This window comes from Dysgonomonas sp. 520, from assembly GCF_010501095.1.
Taxonomy (GTDB): Bacteria; Bacteroidota; Bacteroidia; order Bacteroidales; family Dysgonomonadaceae; genus QVMP01.
The window spans coordinates 33,050-54,818 of the sequence record NZ_QVMP01000020.1; the positions used below are offsets into that span (position 1 = coordinate 33,050).

General features: G+C 40.1%; 17 protein-coding genes. 11 read left to right on the forward strand and 6 right to left on the reverse strand.

Features of this window, described 5'->3' with window-relative positions:
• Nucleotides 1-8: 8 nt before the first annotated feature.
• Nucleotides 9-3,134 (reverse strand): SusC/RagA family TonB-linked outer membrane protein, encoded by a 3,126-nt coding sequence (locus D0T56_RS11860; protein ID WP_163320376.1) that lies wholly within the window; start codon nt 3,132-3,134, stop codon nt 9-11.
• A 1,064-nt stretch (nt 3,135-4,198) separates the two neighbouring features.
• On the opposite strand from D0T56_RS11860, the gene D0T56_RS11865 reads away from it, so the two are divergent.
• The 11 genes from D0T56_RS11865 (at nt 4,199) to nagB (ending at nt 17,645) form a co-directional block, all read left to right on the forward strand.
• Nucleotides 4,199-4,573: a hypothetical protein gene (locus D0T56_RS11865; protein ID WP_163320377.1), complete on the forward strand. Its 375-nt coding sequence runs from the start codon at nt 4,199-4,201 to the stop codon at nt 4,571-4,573.
• The gene (locus D0T56_RS11870; protein WP_163320378.1) at nt 4,570-6,036 is read left to right on the forward strand and encodes a glycosyltransferase family 2 protein; all 1,467 of its coding nucleotides are present in this window, start codon (nt 4,570-4,572) and stop codon (nt 6,034-6,036) included. Before D0T56_RS11865 ends, D0T56_RS11870 begins: the two co-directional genes overlap by 4 nt.
• A gap of 223 nt (nt 6,037-6,259) precedes the next feature.
• A complete protein-coding gene (locus D0T56_RS11875) occupies nt 6,260-7,195 on the forward strand; it encodes a DUF4922 domain-containing protein (RefSeq protein ID WP_163320379.1) in 936 nt (311 codons plus the stop codon).
• On the forward strand, nt 7,196-8,491 hold the full coding sequence (locus tag D0T56_RS11880) for a SpoIID/LytB domain-containing protein (RefSeq protein ID WP_163320380.1): 1,296 nt from the start codon (nt 7,196-7,198) through the stop codon (nt 8,489-8,491). It begins immediately after the preceding gene.
• Between the two features lie 51 nt (nt 8,492-8,542).
• The gene (locus tag D0T56_RS11885) at nt 8,543-10,429 is read left to right on the forward strand and encodes an MFS transporter (RefSeq protein WP_163320381.1); all 1,887 of its coding nucleotides are present in this window, start codon (nt 8,543-8,545) and stop codon (nt 10,427-10,429) included.
• 5 nt (nt 10,430-10,434) lie between these two features.
• Nucleotides 10,435-11,673, forward strand: a complete 1,239-nt coding sequence (locus D0T56_RS11890; protein ID WP_163320382.1) for an exo-beta-N-acetylmuramidase NamZ domain-containing protein — start codon at nt 10,435-10,437, stop codon at nt 11,671-11,673.
• Between the two features lie 160 nt (nt 11,674-11,833).
• Nucleotides 11,834-12,937: an acyltransferase family protein gene (locus tag D0T56_RS11895; protein ID WP_370458805.1), complete on the forward strand. Its 1,104-nt coding sequence runs from the start codon at nt 11,834-11,836 to the stop codon at nt 12,935-12,937.
• Entirely contained in the window at nt 12,934-13,785 is an 852-nt protein-coding gene (locus D0T56_RS11900; RefSeq protein ID WP_163320383.1) for a BadF/BadG/BcrA/BcrD ATPase family protein, read from the forward strand. Before D0T56_RS11895 ends, D0T56_RS11900 begins: the two co-directional genes overlap by 4 nt.
• A gap of 16 nt (nt 13,786-13,801) precedes the next feature.
• A complete protein-coding gene (gene murQ, locus D0T56_RS11905; RefSeq protein WP_163320384.1) occupies nt 13,802-14,620 on the forward strand; it encodes an N-acetylmuramic acid 6-phosphate etherase in 819 nt (272 codons plus the stop codon).
• A 111-nt stretch (nt 14,621-14,731) separates the two neighbouring features.
• Nucleotides 14,732-16,720 (forward strand): glucosamine-6-phosphate deaminase, encoded by a 1,989-nt coding sequence (locus tag D0T56_RS11910; protein ID WP_163320385.1) that lies wholly within the window; start codon nt 14,732-14,734, stop codon nt 16,718-16,720.
• A gap of 115 nt (nt 16,721-16,835) precedes the next feature.
• Entirely contained in the window at nt 16,836-17,645 is an 810-nt protein-coding gene (gene nagB, locus D0T56_RS11915) for a glucosamine-6-phosphate deaminase (RefSeq protein ID WP_163320386.1), read from the forward strand.
• 91 nt (nt 17,646-17,736) lie between these two features.
• Here the strand turns inward: nagB and D0T56_RS11920 are convergent, their stop codons facing one another.
• The 5 genes from D0T56_RS11920 to D0T56_RS11940 form a co-directional block, all read right to left on the reverse strand.
• Nucleotides 17,737-18,180 carry a DUF4293 domain-containing protein gene (locus tag D0T56_RS11920; RefSeq protein ID WP_163320387.1) on the reverse strand — a complete coding sequence of 148 codons (444 nt, stop codon included), beginning with the start codon at nt 18,178-18,180 and terminating at the stop codon, nt 17,737-17,739.
• Between the two features lie 3 nt (nt 18,181-18,183).
• A complete protein-coding gene (locus D0T56_RS11925) occupies nt 18,184-18,516 on the reverse strand; it encodes a DNA-directed RNA polymerase subunit omega (RefSeq protein ID WP_163320388.1) in 333 nt (110 codons plus the stop codon).
• A 29-nt stretch (nt 18,517-18,545) separates the two neighbouring features.
• Complete coding sequence (locus tag D0T56_RS11930; protein WP_163320389.1) at nt 18,546-19,385, reverse strand: outer membrane protein assembly factor BamD; 840 nt, start codon at nt 19,383-19,385, stop codon at nt 18,546-18,548.
• Nucleotides 19,386-19,485: 100 nt separating this feature from the next.
• Nucleotides 19,486-21,009, reverse strand: coding sequence for a GH3 auxin-responsive promoter family protein (locus D0T56_RS11935; RefSeq protein ID WP_163320390.1), 1,524 nt, complete (start codon nt 21,007-21,009; stop codon nt 19,486-19,488).
• Nucleotides 21,006-21,710: a Crp/Fnr family transcriptional regulator gene (locus D0T56_RS11940; protein WP_163320391.1), complete on the reverse strand. Its 705-nt coding sequence runs from the start codon at nt 21,708-21,710 to the stop codon at nt 21,006-21,008. The genes D0T56_RS11935 and D0T56_RS11940 overlap by 4 nt, the downstream gene beginning before the upstream one ends.
• Nucleotides 21,711-21,769: the final 59 nt, after the last annotated feature.

The window sequence follows — 21,769 nt, forward strand, 5'->3', positions numbered from 1 at the left end:
GTTCAATTTTAAAAAGTTGCATTCACTGTGAAACTAAAACTTCTGGTTTTGGGAACATTAAGATTATCAATCCCCATACTTCCACTACCACCACTATTTCCTAGAGAATTGACTTGCGGATCAGACCCTGAATAGCGAGTCCATAAAAACAAGTTGCGTCCCGTAGCAGCAACAGACAATGTTTTAAATATTGTCTTCTTTATGAATTTCGTAAAATCGTAGCTTAAAGTCACATAACTTAAACGCACGTAAGAGCCGTCTTCAATGAAGTTAGAGCTAACCGGCTCGTAATATGTTGAATAAAACAACTGATCGAAAGTCACAGGTGTGGTGTTTTGTGCCCAAACAGGGTTTTCTGCCGTTCCTTTATTCACAACACCATCAACCACTATTTGCCTGTTGCGGTAAGTTTCCAGACGTTCGTGCATACCCGAACTCATCAAGCTACGGGAAGTTCCGTTAACCACATCCCCGCCTTTTCTGATATCGAACTGGAATGATAGTCCAAATTCTCTGTAATTCAACTTACTACCTATCCCCATGATAAAGTCAGGCTCACGATTGCCGAGATAAACAAACTTTTCGGGATTAATGATTGGGTTTCCATCTTCGGTAACTATAACCTTTCCATTTTCATTTCTCAGATAATCTTTACCGATGATACCGGTTGTCGACTCATTCAGCCATGCCGAAGGGAAAATATCACTACCCACACGGGCTGCGTCGAACGACAATTTATCCTGACCGTCGGGCAAACTGACAACCTTACTTCTGTTGAAACTAAAATTAGCGAATCCCATCAAGTTCCACTCTTTCGTTTTCAGAATGTCTTGTTCCAGAGACAATTCAAGACCTTTATTTTCTATGCTACCTTCGTTTCTGGTTTGCATGATAGTTCCTGACGATGGCGTTACACGTACCGACACGATCTGATTGTCAACTCCTGTCGAATAGTATGCCACGTCCAATCGTGTGCGGTTGTTGAAGAAACGCAAGTCTGCACCAATCTCCCACGATTTATTCATCTCCGGCTTCAATGTGTAGGCCACACTTAAAGTTGGGTCTACCCCAAAACCGCCATCAGGGAAGTTTGGTTTTTGAACAAATTTTTGCCCAAACTGATATGGACTGGCATCTTTACCCACCTTCGCCCAGTTTCCACGCAATTTTCCGAAACTGAAAATATCGCTGGTCAGGTTGAATAATTCGGAGAAGACCAATCCTCCCGTAACAGAAGGATACCAGTAAGAGTTTTCACCTTCAAGTAAAGTTGATGTATGGTCGTTTCGCAGAGTAACACTCAACGATGCCAAACCTTTATAATCGTATCTTAGTTCTCCGAAATAGCCGTAAGTCCTTTTCTTCGAGAAACCCGGATAGTTGTCCTGATTTGCTCCGGTTACCGAATTTTTAAGATTGTTTATACTATAAAAACCCGAACCTGTGATTATATATTCCGAACCGCCAATTCTGATAGAAGTAGATTTATTTTCCTTCAATTCCGTACCCAACATCGCTTCGATAGACATGTCTTTATTGATAGAATATGTATATCTGGCTATCGCCTGTGCAGAAAACATACTGCCTCTCGCACTTCTCATGTTGTGTGTACCGAACAACTCGCGCCTGGCTGATTCGTACTTGTCGTTGCTAACTATTTCTTCCGGCCTGTTCACATAATCAGCTTCGGAAAAACGAGGAGTTGTATATTCCTCAAACATCGAATTGCTATGCTCGTAGCCTAAACGACCCGATAGTTGCAAACCTTTTACTGGCTTCCACGTTGCGGCGGCTTGCAATAAGTTTCTTGTCGATTCGGTCTGGTTATAGTCTTCATTAGCTCTCCAATACGGATTCAAAGGCGAATTGCCCAAAATGTCCGCTCTGTAAAGCCAATCTATATCACCATACTGGTCTTTATAGTTGCGCATATCATTATTAATAGGCCAACTGTAAACTCTGGAAAGTACCGACGACCGTGTAGACATCATTGCATTGAGGGTAGAAGCCGTTGATACGGGGAATGGGTCATTGGCTTTCGTATTGATAATGTTACTCATAAACGAAATATTCAATGTAGGAGTAGGATCAAAAGAAGCCTTCAACAACATCCCCACACGGTCTACTTTGTCGGACGGAATAATCCCCTCCTGCGAAGTATAGTTTAACGATCCGTATGCCGTAAACTTCTCCGAACCGGCCGAAACCGATACATCGTACTTTTGCATAAGTGCTGTTTGGAAGAAATTATCGGCATTATCATATTTTTCCGTTCCTGCCGGAGCAATAGGCCCCCATCCTCCTGTTGTAGGAGATGCACCAATAATGCCTCGTCCACCCGGCAGATATGTACTTTGCAACTCAGGCACCCTGAAAGCATTATCAACTTGCAGGCTGGCGTTTGCACTTATCACCGTGCGGCCTTTTTGAGCCGATTTTGTTGTAATCATAATGACACCGTTTGCCCCTTCTTGTCCGTAAAGAGCCGAAGCCGCAGCACCTTTAAGCACCGTAACATTCTCTATATCATTAGGATTCAGGGCAGCCATAGAGCCCGATCCTCCGGAGATGTGCATTCCGTCAATCACAAACAACGGTTCATTGTTTTGCTGAGAGTTGATAGACGATATACCCCTGATTATCAACTGAGAGCCTCCATTCGGAGAACCTCCCTGATTGGTAATATTAACCCCTGCAATCTTTCCTTGCAGAGCATCGATGAAGTTTGTAGACCTTGCAGCCAAGATATCGTCCGAATTGATAGACTGAACAGCAAAATTCATCCGTCTTTTTTCGGCTACAACGCCCATTGCCGTAACCACAACCTCATCTATCAGAGTTGATTGCGCTTTCAAAGTAACATCTATCACCGCAGATGTACCCACCTTTATCTCCTGTGTGTGCATACCTAGATATGCGAAAACCAGAGTAGCATTGTTATCGGCAACTATAACAGAATATTTTCCGTCAAAGTCCGTAACAACTCCACTCGCCGTGCCTTTCACCGTAATTGTCACCCCTATCAATGGCTCTTTTTCTTCGTCAACAACAACTCCTGTTATTGTTTTCTGAGCATAAGAAGCTGATATTGAAAGAGAAAAAAACAGAAATAATGAGTATAGCCATTTTTTCATAATTCATGATATTTAAAAATTAACATAATGTACATTCATTTCAATTTAAGGATTCTTTTAATGTTTATATTGAGATTTATACCGTCATCAATATTCTCACAATATCAAACACAGCTACAATAATGCGCCCTCATTGTTAAATAATTTAATTTCATTTTCTGTATTTTATCAAAATTATACATATTTTAATCACACAAGATTGTCTAAAACGCCCTTTACGCTTAATTTATAAGATGAGTAAATTTTTACAATGAAAAATACAAGAATAAAAAAGATCTTTTACTGTCAGCAATATAAATAACAAAGGAGAGAACACCCGTTACCAACATTGCAATCTGAGCAAAATCCACATAAGACGAACTGTGTTTATCATAAAGTAACAAATCAATTTATGTTAACCAATCCATTACAAGACGCAAATTACGACTCATTTTCTTTCCAAACAAACGAGAATACAATTTTAACAAAAATAATTCACTTTATTTATGTTTTAAATACATATTTTCTATATTTTTTTAAGCATCATCATTTATTTTCATACACAAAAAAAGCATTACACATGCAACTCAACAAACAATAAACACCTAAAACACAAGCTATCAAAAAGAAAAGAAGCCTTATTTTCGAAAAAAGAAAGGAAATTGCCCGAATCACTATATATTTAAATTATGTATACTTTTCATAAATAACTAAATTATATACAAAAATATCACAAATGAGAAAATTTATTTATATATTTGTACTATCTATATTTAATGGTTAGGATATTTCAAGCTGAACAGGCCAAAAAATATAATTTCAAAAATCATCTTCGGGCTTATTTTAATACAAAAAACGACTGTAAGTGGCTGATAAATCGACATTGCATTTATCAAGGCAAGCGCAAAGACGGCAAACCGCTAAGTTTTTTATCCATCATAAAAAAAAATTGTCGCACCTTTCTGTCTTGGCGTTTTATTAGAAAATGCAACGGATAAATATCTTGAGAGCATAATAAAGTTACAAATAAACATGAAAAAACACCACGAAAGCAAAATCAACATTTTGCTTCGAAAAATAAATTTATGAAATACCTATTATACATAATAATATTTTTTTCATACACACTGACACCTTTACGTGCGGAAGAATCTCGTTTTACCCCTCAAATATGCAAACAGCCAACAATTGATGCCGTAATTGAAGCCTCAACTGTTGAAAAAAACGGGGTAGTATTCGGAAGTACAAAAAATGGTATTATCTTCGCTTTAAGGGCTGAAAACGAAAATCTCTTACGGGAACAAATAGAAAAGAATGCTCCGGCAAACAACCATAGCTATCCCTTTAGTGCGATAAAGAAATGTGTATGTTCGTGTGTATATCCATCAGTGCCGGAAACATTGGTAAGACCTTGCGATGACAAAAAATTGAATAACAATATAATAACCATAATAAGATGAAAATAAATTGTTTTATTCCTTTCCGGAATGTAGCCCAAGTTAGGGAAACCATAAAATCTTTAAGGGAATCCGAATTAGTAAATAAGATTTACTTACTGGCCAATGACGACAGTGAAGGCTCGGTGGAAGATTGTGAACCAATATCCATCGATTCGCTCAGGTCTACCAAAACGATAAAAAAAATTGCAGAAAAAGCCGACGCCGATTACACCCTCATCTACACCAAATCGGCAGATTTAAGAATGGGAATGTTTGCCCTCGACAGGATGATACAAATAGCTGAGGATTCCGGCGCAGGACTTGTTTATGCTGATCATTATCAGATGGCTGATGAAAAGAAAACAAGCAGTCCCGTAATTGCTTATCAAAAAGGAAGTTTAAGAGACGACTTCAATTTTGGCTCGGTTCTCATCTACAAGTCGGACGATTTAAAGAAAGCCGTTGCGATGATGGATAAAGAATATAAATCGGCAGGACTTTACGACCTCCGCCTGAAACTATCTCAGCATGCAGACCTGGTTCACATCAACGAATATCTATACACAGAAATAGAAAATGACACCCGCAAGAGCGGAGAAAAGATATTTGATTATGTAGACCCCAAAAACCGTGACACACAAATAGAGATGGAGGCTGCATGCACAGATCACCTTAAAAAGATAGGCGCATATCTTGCTCCCTCTTTCAGGATTGTTAACTTCAATAAAGAAGAATTTGAGTTTGAGGCATCAGTAATCATACCCGTTCGCAATCGCATACGCACCATTAAGGATGCTATAAAATCGGTATTGAGCCAAAAAACAAACTTCAAATTCAACCTGATTGTTGTCGACAATTATTCCACCGACGGAACATCCGACGCAATAGACGAATTTACTGACGACAGGCTCATCCACCTAATCCCTGAAAATAAAGAACTTGGCATTGGCGGATGCTGGAATGCTGGTGTGTACCACGATAAGTGTGGAAAATTCGCCGTTCAGTTGGATAGTGACGACGTTTATTCTGATGAAAATACGCTGCAAAAAATAGTTGACGCTTTTTATGCACAAAATTGCGCTATGGTGGTGGGTACATATATGCTGACAGACTTCGACATGAAAATGATTCCGCCCGGAATTATTGACCATAAAGAATGGACTCCCGAAAACGGACGTAACAATGCCCTGCGCATCAACGGACTTGGTGCACCCCGTGCTTTTTACACTCCTCTGTTGAGAAAAATAAAAGTGCCAAATACCAGTTATGGTGAGGATTATGCGTTAGGACTTTATTTTTCCCGTGAATATCAGATTGGACGTATTTATGACGTTTTGTATCTATGCCGCCGTTGGGACGACAACTCCGACGCTTCGCTTGACATTGTGAAAATGAATGCGCACAATACATACAAAGACAGGATTCGCACATGGGAAGTTGAAGCACGTATCAGTTTTAATAAACAAGCAAGAGTAAAGATTTAAAACAGTGAAGTCATCTAGACTTTTTAAATTATACTTAATTTTTGAGTTTTTGTCATGTTGAACGTAGTGAATTAACAATCGACGAAGCGAAAGCGAGTCAAACATCTAAAAAAACAGATCCTTCGATACTCTCTGGATGACAAAATTGAATAAAACGAAAAAGTCTAGACGGTTTCAGTTACAAGTTACGAGTAAACAAGTTGACAAGCATAAAAAAGAATATATGTCCGTAACATCAAGAAATATAAAGAACCTGCTTGCAGAGCAATTGAAAGTATGGGATTTAGCCCGTTCAAACTATGCAGCTTTGGCAAACGTGGAAACGAAAGACTTTCGGTTCGATGGATTTGACATAAGAGTACAGTTCAACCCTGCTCGCATACAATCTACTGCAGCAAAGGTTGATACGAAGTCCATTCAAGAGAGAAAATGCTTTCTTTGCCCTATCAATTTGCCTGTGATTCAGGAGGGAATACCATACGGAAAAGAATATCAAATACTGGTAAATCCGTTTCCTATATTTCCTCAACATTTCACCATACCATCTTATCACCATGTTGACCAATTGATTTTAAACAGATATGGCGACATGCTCGATCTGGCTAAAGATCTGGATGAGTTTACAATTTTCTACAATGGCCCTAAGTGCGGAGCTTCTGCACCCGATCACGTTCACTTTCAGGCAGGCAACAAAGGCTTTATGCCTATTGAAGAAGATTGCAAGAACGTTGAAAAGAGTGTTATCATTAAAGAAAACGGACTAAGTGTTTATACTTTAAAGAATTATCTCCGAAACTTTTTCTTGATAGAATCGGATGACAAAGATAAGGCTATTGCGTTTTTCAAAAAACTCTACTCATTATTGGAGGTGAAAGACGGAGAAAAAGAACCTATGATGAATATAATCACATGGTACGAAAATGGGACTTGGTTCAGTTGTATTTTTCCTCGCGAAAAGCACCGCCCAATCTGTTTCTACGAAGAAGGAGAAAAAAATATACTGATCAGTCCTGCTTCTGTTGATATGGGGGGTGTATTTATCACTCCTCAGGAAAAAGATTTTAAGAAAGTGACAACTGATGATATAACCCGCATATTGAAGGAGGTTTGCATAAGTGACAAAAAAATGCAGCAAATAATAGAAAAAGTAAATCAGTAAATGGAACCATTAGTAAAAGTTGGAATTTTATCGGGAAAACAAATAAGTTTTGTTCTCAATTCTGAATATTCTTGCGACGGAAAAAAAATTCAGGGAGAACAAAATATCTCTTTCAAAGAAGGCAAGATTCTTTGGAACGGAAACTGCTATAACGATTTGTTTTTCGAAGCAAAAAACGGGGATTCCTCTTTCATGCTAAAAGATGTTGTTATTGGCGTCAATTTTCACTGGGAACGTAAAGAAGACCAGGTATTTCAAGGCTCACTGCACTTTATCATAGAAAATGATGAAATAACAGCTATCAACATCATCAAAGTAGAAGATTATCTCACAAGTGTCATTTCCTCCGAAATGAGCGCAACAGCATCACTTGAGTTGCTGAAAGCTCATGCGGTAATCTCTCGCAGTTGGCTGTTGGCTCAAATTGAGAAGAACAAAGAAATTGCAGCGAACAATCAAACATATTCAACATTTACCGAAACTGATGAAGAACTTATCCGTTGGTATGACCGTGAAGACCACATAAACTTTGATGTTTGTGCAGACGACCATTGCCAACGCTATCAAGGAATTACGAGAGCATCCGCCAATATTGAGACTGTGAAACAGGCAATAATGGAAACACGGGGACAAGTATTGACATCGGATGGTAAAATCTGCGATGCCCGCTTCTCAAAATGCTGTGGAGGTGGAGTTGAAGAGTTCCAAAATTGCTGGGAAGATGTAAAACACCCCTACCTCGTAAAACTCAGGGATAGTGAAAATCCACAGGATTTGCCCGACCTGACAAAAGAAGAGGATACTGTATCATGGATAGGCACACGCCCCGAAGCATTTTGCAATACACAGGACAAAGGCATTTTGTCTCAGGTTCTGAACAATTACGATCAGGAAACAACAAATTTCTATCGCTGGAAAGTTGAATATACTCAAGAAGAAATATCCGAACTTGCAAAAAAACGTTCGGGCATAGATTTCGGTACAATTGAAGAATTCATCCCCATAGAAAGAGGAACGTCAGGCAGACTGGTAAAATTGAAGATAGTCGGTTCAAAAAAAACGATGATTATCGGGAAAGAATTGGAAATAAGACGGACTTTATCTACATCACATCTGTATAGTTCGGCATTTTTTGTAGAAAAAACCGGTAAAAAGTTCATTTTTCACGGAGCAGGATGGGGGCATGGCGTAGGTTTGTGTCAGATAGGCGCAGCCGTCATGGGAGAGAAAGGGTACAAATACGATAAAATACTCCTGCACTATTATGTGGGAGCTGAAATAGAAACACTTTATTAAGTGAAAAATAACTTGTAACTCGTTTACTTGTAACTTGTAACTGAAAAATATATGGAGAAGAAAACAAGATCGCCGTGGGCATGGATTCCAACGCTATATCTAGCCGAAGGATTACCTTATGTGGCTGTAATGACTATTTCCGTCATTATGTATAAACGTATGGGAATATCTAACACGGATATAGCATTATATACCAGTTGGTTATATCTCCCCTGGGTTATAAAACCCCTCTGGAGTCCATTTATAGACTTGCTTAAAACCAAACGTTGGTGGATATTTGTGATGCAACTGCTGATAGGGGCAGGTATGGCAGGAATCGCTTTTACCATTCCTATGCCGTTCTTCTTCCAAGCCACGCTTTGTTTCTTCTGGCTGATGGCATTCAGTTCGGCAACTCACGACATTGCCGCCGACGGATTCTATATGCTTGCTCTGAACTCGAACGATCAGGCAAAGTATGTGGGGATACGCAGTACTTTCTATCGGGTTTCCACAATTATGGGACAAGGAGTGCTTATTATCCTTGCCGGATTTCTGGAAGGGGTAACCGGAGTGGAACCGGCAAAGATAGAAATTGAAGTATCTCCTCAATACACCCAATCTACGATGATGATTCCTAATGTTGGAGACATATCGGAACAAGAGGGCGAAATACACTTCATCACAGCTGCCGAAACATTGAAAGTCGGCACACAAGGACTAGATAAAGACAGCCTGAAAACATTCCTGAAAAACGTAGCCGTTCTTAATGCAGAAAACGGATTTATACATAAAGAAGACCTTGAAAAAGACACTCCGACCGGTGAGAAAAAAGACGGTTGGTGGACTGCCAATGTCTCCAAACCCCTCGGAGGCTGGATTAAACGGAATTTCGGAGAACATCGGGAAGTTGCAGAGCTTGATCATGCAGGAAATGTTATAGTTACGGCAGTTTGGCTTTCAAAAAAACCGGAAACAGGCAAAGAAATGGTACTGAACACAACTATGGACAGAGGAGATAAAAGCATATCCCTGATTCATGGCGACAGACTGGCATTCACCGAAAAGAATTGGAACAAACCTGCGTACATGGTTTTCCAAGTTGACCCGAAACTGACAACAGCCAGTACGGTAGAATATAAAGGCTTGTCGGGAAACATTCCTTTCGCCTGGTCTATCACATTCTTTGTGTTGGCAGGATTGTTCGTTTTCTTTAGCTTCTATCATAAGGTAATGCTACCAAAACCCGATTCGGACAAACCCGCAGCAGAACATGTGACATCGAAAACGATACTGAAAGACTTTGTCGATACATTCAGGACTTTCTTTAAAAAGCCACAAATCGGAATTGCGATATTTTTCATGCTAACATTCCGCTTCTCGGAAGCACAAGCATTGAAGTTGATTAATCCATTCCTGCTCGATTCGCGGGATATTGGAGGATTAGGGCTTACAACGGGTGAAGTAGGCTTGGTTTATGGAACTATCGGAATAATCGGGCTTACCCTCGGGGGAATAATCGGAGGATATGCCGCATCACGGGGTGGTTTGAAAAAATGGTTGTGGCCTATGACCATGAGCATGCTTATCACAATAGCCACGTTTGTTTACCTGAGTTTTTCTCAAACAGAAAGCCTTATACTTATCAATATTTGCATTTTCATAGAACAATTTGGTTACGGTTTCGGATTCACCGCATATATGCTCTATTTGATGTATTTCTCGGAAGGAGAGCAAAAAACTGCACACTATGCCATTTGTACAGGATTTATGGCATTAGGCATGATGATTCCGGGCATGTTTGCCGGATGGCTGCAAGAACAGTTAGGCTATAATCATTTCTTTATATGGGTAATGATTTGCTGTATTGTCCCGATCGTTGCCGTTGCTTTACTTAAAATAGACCCCAATTACGGGAAAGCGGAAAAAGACAAAGAAAAAGAAACAATAGAAGAATAAGAACCATGAAAAAAGTATTAATCATAGCTATAACATTTTTCTGTGCCGTTTCTACAAATTCATTTGCACAGAAAATAACAATAAAGACAGGAATTGAAGTATTGAAAGATCAAAACTTCAAAATTCTGGAAGGAAAACGGGTAGGACTAATCACCAATCCGACAGGTGTTGACAACAATATGAAATCGACCATCGACATTCTTCACGAAGCTGCGAACGTGAAGCTGGTAGCACTTTACGCCCCCGAACACGGAGTAAGGGGAGATGCTCATGCGGGCGACCATATAAATAACACCGTAGACCCTAAGACAAAACTTCCTGTTCATTCTTTACACGGAAAAACCAAAGAGCCAACAGCCGCTATGCTGAAAGGCATTGATGTTCTGGTATATGATATTCAAGATATCGGATGTCGCTCTTTTACATATATCAGCACAATGGGACTTGCTATGCAAGCAGCGGCGGCAAACAATGTGAAATTTGTTGTACTCGACCGCCCCAATCCATTGGGAGGACAGAAGGTGGAAGGCGGACTGGTGGACGACAAATTCGTTTCGTTCGTAAGCCAGTTTAAGATCCCATACCTGTATGGCCTGACTTGTGGAGAGTTGGCCCTTTTATTGAACGGAGAAAACATGCTGAAAAAGAAATGCAACCTTGAGGTTGTAAAAATGGAAGGTTGGAACCGTGCAATGACTTACGATCAAACAGGCTTGCAATGGATTCCGTCTTCGCCGCATATTCCCCAGCCTATCTCCGCTATTTTTTATCCCGTATCGGGCATTTTGGGAGAATTTGGCTACATGTCCATCGGGGTCGGATATACCATACCCTTCCAGATGTTTGCGGCAGAATGGATAAAAGCAGAGGAATTTGCAAACAAGCTGAATTCGTTGAACTTGCCCGGCATATATTTTCGTCCGCTTTACATTAAGCCATTCTACTCTGTAGGACAAGGCAAACAACTTCAAGGCGTACAGGTGCATATCATGGATTACCAGAAAGCCAGGCTTTCGGAAATTCAATTTTATGTGATGCAGGTGGTTGCCGACCTCTATCCGAGCAAGGCTGTTTTTGCCAATGCCAGCAAAGATCGCTTCAATATGTTCGACAAGGTATCGGGAAGCGATTATGTGCGGTTGACATTTGCCAAGAGAAATCGTTTCAGCGACATTAAAGATTACTGGTACAAGGAAGTAGAGCCTTTCAAACAGAAATCGAAGAAGTATTACTTGTACAAATAATATCAGTCTGATGATGTATCAATAAGACAATTTGAATATGAAAAACGAGGAATATAATACACTTCAATCACCTCCCCTTTCGGGGGAGGTTGGAAAGGGGGGCAAGCCAAACAGCAGGCTTCTTTCCCTCGACGTATTGAGAGGAATTACCATTGCCGGGATGATCATGGTCAACAATCCCGGATCGTGGGACTATGTCTACGCCCCGCTGGGACATGCCGAGTGGAATGGCCTGACACCTACCGATCTGGTCTTTCCCTTCTTCATGTTCATCATGGGGATATCCACATACATATCGTTACGCAAATTCAATTTTGAGTTTAATAAACCTACATTATTCAAGATAATAAAAAGAACCTGCGTCATATTTCTCATAGGCTTAGGACTGTCTTGGTTCGGACTTTCGTTCCGTACATTCAACTCCTTATCGGGTGAAGGACTCGGCTTCTTTGAATGTCTGTGGAAAGGTGTAACCAATTTCGAGAACCTGCGTATATTGGGCGTTATGCAGCGTCTTGCCCTCACCTACGGCATCACGGCGCTGATTGCCATCTTTGTGAAGCATAAATATATTCCATATATTATAGTAATCACATTATTGGGATATTTCTTCCTCCTGCTTTTCGGAAATGGTTTTGAGTTTAGCGAAAACAATATTATTTCGGTCATCGACAGAGCCATTCTGGGAACAAATCACATGTATCTGGACAACGGAATACGCCTCGACCCCGAAGGACTGACAAGTACAATCCCTGCAATATGCCATGTACTTATAGGTTTTTATTGTGGCAAACTGATTTTGAGCACAAAAGATAATACTCAACGCATGCATTATTTGTTTATAATAGGTACAATCCTTACCTTTGCGGGATTTTTATTGAGTTATGGCTGTCCTATAAATAAAAAGATTTGGTCGCCCACTTATACACTGGTTACTTGTGGGCTAGCGGCAACCCTATTAGCTTTGCTTATTTGGATTATAGATATTAAGGGTTATAAAAAATGGAGCGTCTTTTTCGAGTCTTTCGGAGTCAATCCTCTATTTATCTATGTTGCGGCAGGAGTATTTGCAATTCTCTTGATGAACATAACATTTACGTATGACACACAATTAATTACTTTAAAAGGGTTTATATATACTATTTGCTTACAACCACTGTTCGGAGATTATTTTGGATCTCTCGTATACGCACTGTTGTTTGTAGGCTTCAATTGGATGATAGGAAATATATTGTATAAGAAACAAATATATATAAAGATATGATATTATTAGCTGATGGGGGATCAACTAAAGTAGACTGGTGCTTAGTAGATCGAGGTAAATTAATTAAACAAGTTTACTCAAAAGGTGCAAATCCTTTCTTCCGTACGCGTGAAGATATTTCAGCCGAATTAAGTCAGGTTTTAGCTTCACAAATGAAGGATTACCAAATTGATGCTGTTCATTTTTTTGGTGCGGGATGTGCTTTCCCCGAGAAAAACGAAATAGTAAGGGCAGCCATTGCCGACAACATATCCGTCGAAACAATCACAGTGGGGAGCGACCTGCTGGCTGCTGCCAAGGGTTTGTGCATGGACCAACCCGGCATTGCCTGCATCATCGGGACAGGCTCCAACTCGTGCTACTACGATGGCGAAAACATCGTGGAAAACGTTTCGCCTCTTGGCTACATTCTGGGCGATGAGGGTAGCGGGGCTGTATTGGGGCGGCTCTTTGTTGGCGCATGCCTGAAAAACCAGTTAACTCAGGGAATCAAAGAAAGATTTCTCGAATACACAAACCTCACCCCATCAATGATACTAGACAAGGTATACAGAGAACCTATGCCCAACAGGTTCTTGGCAAGCCTGTCTCCATTCATCAACCAAAATATAAAAGACGAAAGTGTTTACAACCTTGTCTACAATGCACTTAAAGACTTCATTGTAAAAAATGTGATGCAATATGATTACAGAAACAACAAGGTTCACTTCACCGGATCAATAGCCTATTACTACAAGGATGTGCTGAACACAGTTGCATCCGACCTTGTTATAAAGATAGGAAGTATTGCCCAATCACCTATGGAAGGCCTTATCAAATATTATTCTGAAGTAAAAATGGCTATCTAATTAAATAAATCAAAAAATGACATTTATAAAAATATCCGAACAACCATCTTTGTACGACAATCTGGAAAAAATGTCGATACACGATTTATTGGTAGGTATAAATAATGAAGATAAAAAAGTTGCGCTTGCCGTAGAAAAAGCGATTCCCCAGATAGAGAAACTGGTATCGCAGATCGTACCCCGTATGGAAGAAGGAGGTCGTATATTCTATATTGGCGCAGGAACAAGCGGACGTCTGGGAGTTCTTGACGCATCCGAAATACCACCCACTTTTGGCATGCCTAATACCTACGTGATCGGCATTATTGCAGGTGGCGACAAAGCTCTTCGCAATCCTGTGGAAAAAGCAGAAGACGATTTGGAAATAGGTTGGAAAGACCTGATGGAATACGGCATCAACGAAAAAGACACCCTGATAGGCATAGCAGCCTCAGGTACAACCCCATACGTAGTAGGAGCATTGAAGATTGCCCGTGAACATGGTATACTGACGGCCTCAATATCGAGCAATCCCGATTCGCCAATAGCCCGGGAAGCCGAAATTCCAATTGAAATGATAGTAGGCCCCGAATTTGTAACGGGAAGCTCGCGAATGAAATCCGGCACAGGGCAAAAGATGATCCTCAACATGATCACGACTACCACAATGATAAAACTCGGACGAGTGAAAGGCAACCGCATGGTTAACATGCAATTGTCGAACGCCAAATTGGTAGACAGAGGAACCAGAATGTTGATAGAGGAACTAGGATTGGAATATGACGAGGCCAATAAGCTGCTATTGGAACACGGTTCTGCAAAAAAAGCAATAGACGCATACAAAGAAAAGCATTAAAAGATGGGTTGATTCAATATTTAAGACAATTATAGCACATTTATTAAACAAATGTGACATCAGATATTGGTTATTTACCTGTAATTTAGCAAGCTAAAAAAAGATTAAATTATGAAGACTGATTTAAGTTCACAAATTACCCTCGACAGGGTTTCGGGTAAATATTACAGGCCTCAAAACGGCTACGAGCTGACAGCTCTTACCCGCTTCGAGAAGATAGAAACTCATATCTACGAATCCTCTAACGAGGCTTCGGTGCTGGTTGCCAGAGAAATCGCCAACGGTATAAGAAAAAAACAAGACAACGGAGAAAATTTTGTTCTGGCTTTGACCGGAGGACATTCTCCCCGCAATATTTTTATCGAATTGGTGAGGATGCATAAGGAAGAAAAACTTAGCTTCCGCAATGTTATCATCTTCGACGTTTATGAATTTTATCCTCTCAGCCACGATTCTTTCAGCAACATAAAACTGTTGAAAGACCTCTTCCTAGATCACATTGACATCAATCAAAATAATGTGTTTTCTCCCGACGGAACAATTCCCAAGGAAGAAATACTGAATTTCTGCAAGTTGTATGAAAAACGCATCCAGAACTATGGCGGACTGGATTACGCACTGTTAGGTTTGGGACGAAACGGCAATATCGGTTTGAACATACCGGGTTCTAATCAGAATTCTCAAACCCGGCTCGTTCTGCTCGACATACAATCGAGGAAAGAAGCCATAAACACTTTCGAATCAATGGAAAACGTACCTCTCAGTGGAATAACGATGGGGGTATCTACCATAATGAACGCAAAAAAGATAACCCTGATAGCTTGGGGTGAAGACAAGTCGAAGTGTATCAAAGATGTTGTGGAAGGAAAAATAGACGAAGCCATACCGGCATCTTACCTGCAACTACATTCAAACACTAAGATCGTCACAGACCTTAGTGCAGCATACGAGTTAACAAGAATCAGTCAACCATGGCTGGTTACAAGCTGCGATTGGACAGACAAACTGATAAGAAGGGCTATTGTATGGTTATGTTTCAAACTAGACAAACCAATACTGAAACTGACAAACAAAGACTATCAGGACAATGGTTTAGGCGAGTTGCTTTCTTTGTTCGGCTCAGCCTACAATGTTAACATCAAAATATTCAACGACTTACAACATACCATTACAGGATGGCCCGGCGGAAAGCCGAATGCCGACGATACCAACAGGCCGGAAAGGGCAAAACCATACCCTAAGAAGGTTGTCATTTTCAGCCCTCACCCCGACGATGACGTTATTTCGATGGGCGGAACATTCCAACGCTTGGTTAATCAACAGCATGATGTACATGTAGCTTATCAAACATCAGGAAACATTGCGGTGGGCGACGAAGAAGTTATCCGATACGTTTCACTGATGGAGAATGTCATAGCAAAATATAATCCTGACGATGTTGATTTGAAAGAAAAACTGGCTAAAATTCTCAATTTCTTATTGCATGAAAAGAAATCGGGCGACATAGACACGTCTGATGTATTGTTCATTAAAGGACGCATCCGACGGGAAGAAGCCACAAGTGCATGCCGGTTTATAGGACTTGACGACTCAAAGATAAGTTTTCTGGACTTGCCTTTTTATGAAACCGGAAAAGTAAAAAAAGCACCTATTTCCGAAACAGATGTAAAAATAATAAAAGACTATCTGCAAAAAGTTCAGCCACACGAGGTATTTGTAGCCGGCGACTTGGCCGACCCGCACGGAACTCACAAAGTATGCCTTGATGCCATATTGGCCGCTGTGGATGAGCTGAAAGAAGAAAAAACAAAATGGCTGAAAGATTGCCGGTTCTGGATGTATCGGGGAGCATGGCAAGAATGGGAAATAGACCATATAGAAATGGCTGTACCTATTTCTCCGGAAGAATTGCGTCAAAAAAGATTATCCATTTTGAGGCATCAATCTCAGATGGAAAGTGCTCCATTTTTGGGCAACGACGAACGCTTATTCTGGCAACGATCGGAAGACAGAAACAAGGGCACTGCCGAACTATATCGCAACCTGGGTCTTGCCGCCTACGAAGCAATTGAAGCATTTGTTGAATATAAACCTTTATAAATATTTAAAAAAAAAATTATATCTTTATAGCCTTTCCCGAATTATGTATTCCATATTTCTTTACGGAATACATAATTCTTTTACATAGAGTGAAAACCATAAATACCAAGTTTCTATGAGGTTAATAATCGAACCTAACTACGAACAGATGTCGCAATGGACAGCGAATTACATTGTCAGTAAAATAACCAAAGCTCAACCAACAGCCGCAAAGCCTTTTGTATTAGGACTCCCTACCGGTTCCACACCTTTAGGTGTATACAAATGTTTAATTGAATCACACAAAAAAGGTCTTGTTTCTTTCGAAAATGTTATCACATTCAATATGGATGAGTATGTGAATCTTCCTCAAGAACACCCCGAAAGCTATCACAGTTTCATGTGGAATAATTTTTTCAATCATGTGGACGTGAAAAAAGAAAACGTAAATATACTGAACGGAAATGCACCCGACTTGGAAGAAGAATGCCGCCGTTACGAAGAAAAAATTACTGCTGCAGGCGGTATAGACCTATTCCTCGGAGGTGTTGGAGTTGACGGGCATATTGCATTTAACGAACCGGGGTCTTCGCTTAAATCCCGCACACGCATCAAAACATTAACGAAAGATACTATAATAGCCAACTCCCGTTTCTTCGACAACGACCTGACTAAAGTCCCCAAAGAGGCTGTCACCGTTGGGGTAGGAACCGTGATGGATGCCAAAGAAGTGGTAATCCTGATTAACGGACACAACAAAGCCAGAGCATTGGCTCAGGCTGTGGAAGGTGCTGTAAATCAGATGTGGACTATTACCACACTCCAACTACATCCGGCTGCCATAATCGTTTGCGACGAGCTGGCTACTGATGAACTAAAGGTCGGAACATACAGGTACTTCAAGGATATTGAGGCGAACAATACTGATCCTGACTCATTATTATAAATAATACCAATCAGTATTTGGATTTACTATAACAAATAACCCCCAAACTTTGAAGAGTTGGGGGTTATTTTTCGTTATGCTTACAGCACCTTTATCTTATTCTATCTAAAGACCTTACCAATTTCTCATCCGCTTTGATCCTTACCTGAGCCAGAATATTGAACACTAAAGCAATTGCAGGCAGAATTATGCCGTATTGAACGCTCAAGTATTCCAAATTCAATTTGCCTATAGCTGCATTCATATACACACCGAATGTAATATAGAAAAGGATAATCAAAACCGTTGTTATATTGCAAAACAACAGTTGCCGTTTTCTATTCTTGTACATAAAGATGTTCACAAATGCAACAAGTCCTGTCAACAAACCGAAGGTAAGCACTCCCCATGTAGGGAATTTATTAACCCCATCAAAGAAAACACCAAATGCCGTAACCGTAAATCCATCCTTAAAATCGAATAAAGGACAAAATACAGTTGCAGCCATCAATGCTACTATCAACAACAGATAGATGCTCTGAATACGTTGAATCATACTTTAGAACTGGTCTTTTTCTTTGCTTGGATTCCGGTAATATATCTTTCCTTCCTCGTACTCTTGTGTTGCGATAAGAGTTGGCTTAGGCAGTTTTTCATAATAACGGGAAATCTCTATTTGCTCCCTGTTTTCAAAAACTTCCTCCAAATTATCATTGTAAGATGCAAATTCTTGTAGTTTTCTGTCCAAATCTTGTTTCATTTCCACACCAATCTGATTTGCACGCTTGCCAATGATACGAACTGTTTCGTAAACGTTTCCTGTATCCTGGCTCAACGACATCATATCACGTGTGATTGTATTGCCCGGAGCATTACTTTTTTTATAATCCATAATTTATATAATATTGTTTATTGAATTTGTTAAGATTTAGAACCTTTAGACGTTGATGAATGATCTTTTTGTTCTACGCTTTTCACAGCCGAATTATAATACTTTTCGATTTCTTTTCTCGATTTTCCTTCCGGAAACATGTTTATATAATTGAAATATTCGTCAATTACATCCCTGTATCTCAACGGCTGACGCTCGGCAACGCTGTTTATTGCCAATTCGTACCTCGATTTAACGATCAATACCTGATATTCTTCTGCAAACTTCGAATAAGGATAATTTTTCAGAGCCTCACGCGCAGTAACTACACACGATTCATAATTATTACCCATATAGTTGCCTAAGTTATAATATAACCGACATGCCATAACTTCTTTATACGCCAGTTTTTCTTGCAATTCAAACACATACTCCTGTGCAAGTTTCGACTTCTCGCTCTGGGGATAGAATTCCATAAACTCAAGAAACTGCTGGATCGACTTTACCGTCGTTGTTTGGTCGAGGCGCGGGTCGGGCGAACTCAGATACGATCCGTAAGCTGCCTGAAAGCGGCATATTTCGGCATACTCACCTCTCGGATATGTGGTGTAGTAGGCTGTATAATAACTACTTGAAGTGATATAATCTTTATCGTAAAAGAAACTTTGAGCCAACAAGAACAAGCCTTCTTCTGCTCGGCTGGTACCTTTCAGGTAAGGTTGCAACTCTTCTAACAAAGTATACGCTCTGTTGTATTTTTTTTCTTCGTAGTATTTTTTAGCATAGGTATACTTTAAGTCTACATCGTTGCTTTTCAATATCTTGTTATATTCGCCACAAGACATCATCACAACTGCTAAAACAAAGATATAAAGGAGTTTAACTCTCATTCTTATAGTCTTTATCAAAATTTAGTCAGCAAATTTAACCAAAGCTTTTTTATTTTGAAAAAAAACTTCTTGTTTTTATATAATTTTGGACTTATTAATCCTATTGGTTAATATATCCTTTTTCTTTTAAGAACTCCAATATCCGTTCCACATACATCCTGTTGTTCGACAAGCGGGGCACTTTATTCTGTCCTCCTGCTTTTTCGATATGCTTCAGCCAATCATAAAACACGCCTTGAGGCACCTTGCGGATCACTGGCTCCTGCAAAGACAAGCCATACGAACGTTTGGCTTCATAGTCCGAATTTACCTTTTTAAGGGCATTGTCCAACTCTTTCCCAAACTCCTCTATATTGTTTGGCTCTACATCAAACTCGATCAGCCATTCATGCGCTCCCACATTGTTATCTCCGAAATAAACCGGAGCCGCCGTATACTCAGCTATTTGAGCGCCGGTTTTCCTGCAAGCCTCTTTCAGCGCATTATCGGCATTCTCAACAATCAACTCTTCGCCAAAAGCATTTATAAAACTTTTTGTTCGCCCCACAATCCTAAACAGATAAGGAGACAGGGATGTAAATTCGACCGTATCGCCAATCATATACCGCCAAAGCCCCCCGTTTGTAGAAATCAATATTGCATATTGCTCTCCGGTTTTCACCTCATCGAGAGTAAGCGTATCAGGATTTTCTTCATCCCACTGGCTCATAGGTATAAATTCATAATAGATATTGCTGTCGATCATCAACAACATATCTTTCGATTGTGGCGAAAACTGTACACCGAAGAAGCCTTCCGAAGCATTGTAAGTCTCCCAATAACACATATCTTCTTTCGGTATCAGTTTTTTATATTGTTCCTCGAAAGGGGTAAAGCTCACTCCTCCGTGAAAGAAAACCTCTAGGTTTGGCCATATATCGGTCAATTCCCTGCCTGTTTCCTTTTTTATTTTTTTCAGTAACACCAATAGCCACGAAGGCACCCCCATAAATGCACGCACATCATTTTTGACTGCGTATTTTGTAAGTGCTTCCAGTTTTTCTTCCCAATCGGGCAATAGAGAAATACTTTCGGGCGTACGGCTAAGTTTTGCCCAGAAATACAGATTTTTTATCAAAATAGCCGAAATATCTCCCGTAAAAAAGCCGTCTCCGATACTATTTATCTGCTTACTACCACCCAAAACAAGCGTTTTTCCGAAAAAAAAGCGAGCCTTGGGATTAGACTTTCCATAGATGGCTAGCATTTGCTCGCCACATTTGTAATGTCCTTGTTTCAACGATTCTTCGGTTACGGGAATATACTTGCTTTTATCCTCCGTTGTGCCCGACGACATTGCAAACCATTTGACAGGTTTGTTCCAGAGCACATTTTGCTGCCTTTCTTTCAGTATTTTGTCAAGATAAGGGCGCAATTGCTCATACTGAAAAACAGGAACTTTTTTTCTGAAATCGTCTGCATTTTTTATTGTAGAGAAACCGAATTCCGTTCCGATAAGGGTATCCGCCCCGTTCTTAATCAGATAATCAAGAATTCTATTTTGAGTTTCAATTGGGTTTTGTAAAAATCTGTCTATTTCCCGATAACGGAAATCGAGATATTTATGAGCTATTTGCGTAATCATCCTATCCTGCTGATTTTGCGGAGACGCTCTTCGTCAATTACTTTTATTTTCCGCCCGTCAAGAGCGATGATATGTTCTTCTACAAAAGTAGATAAAGTTCTGATTGCATTTGAGGTTGTCATATTCGACAAGTTGGCAAGATCTTCTCGCGAGAGATAAATGCTGATTGTGGCTCCATCTTCTTCCAGCCCGTAATTTTCAATAAGGAAGATTAATGATTCAGCCAAGCGTCCTCGGATATGTTTCTGGGTGAGGTTTACAACACGCTCGTCTGCAATACCTAAATCGGTAGAAAGTTCACGTATAAAATACATCCCGAACTGCGCATTCTGGAGCACCAGTTTTTCTACCAGGTCCATAGGTATAAAACAAATCATAGATGGCTCGAAAGCCGAAGCAGCCGTCACATAAGGTTCTTTAGCAAAATAGGCACGGTAGGCAAAATTCTGAACCGGCCTCACCATCCTTATAATCTGGCTGCGCCCTCCTACTCCGTTTTTGAATATCTTAACCTTTCCTTTAATCAAACTCATCAAATACTCGGGAATCTCTTCCTCGTTGTATATGATTTCGTTTTTCTTAAACTCGATAAGCTTTGCTTTCGAGGCTAACAATTCTTTCTCTTGTTCAGTTAAATGAACCCACATTTCACCTAATCCGGCAAGAATCTCAGTTGTATTTACATCTGTAATTTCCTTCATTATTCGGGCTAAACGTTATTGAGGCTGGTTTACACTATGTCATACAAAGTTAGCGTTTT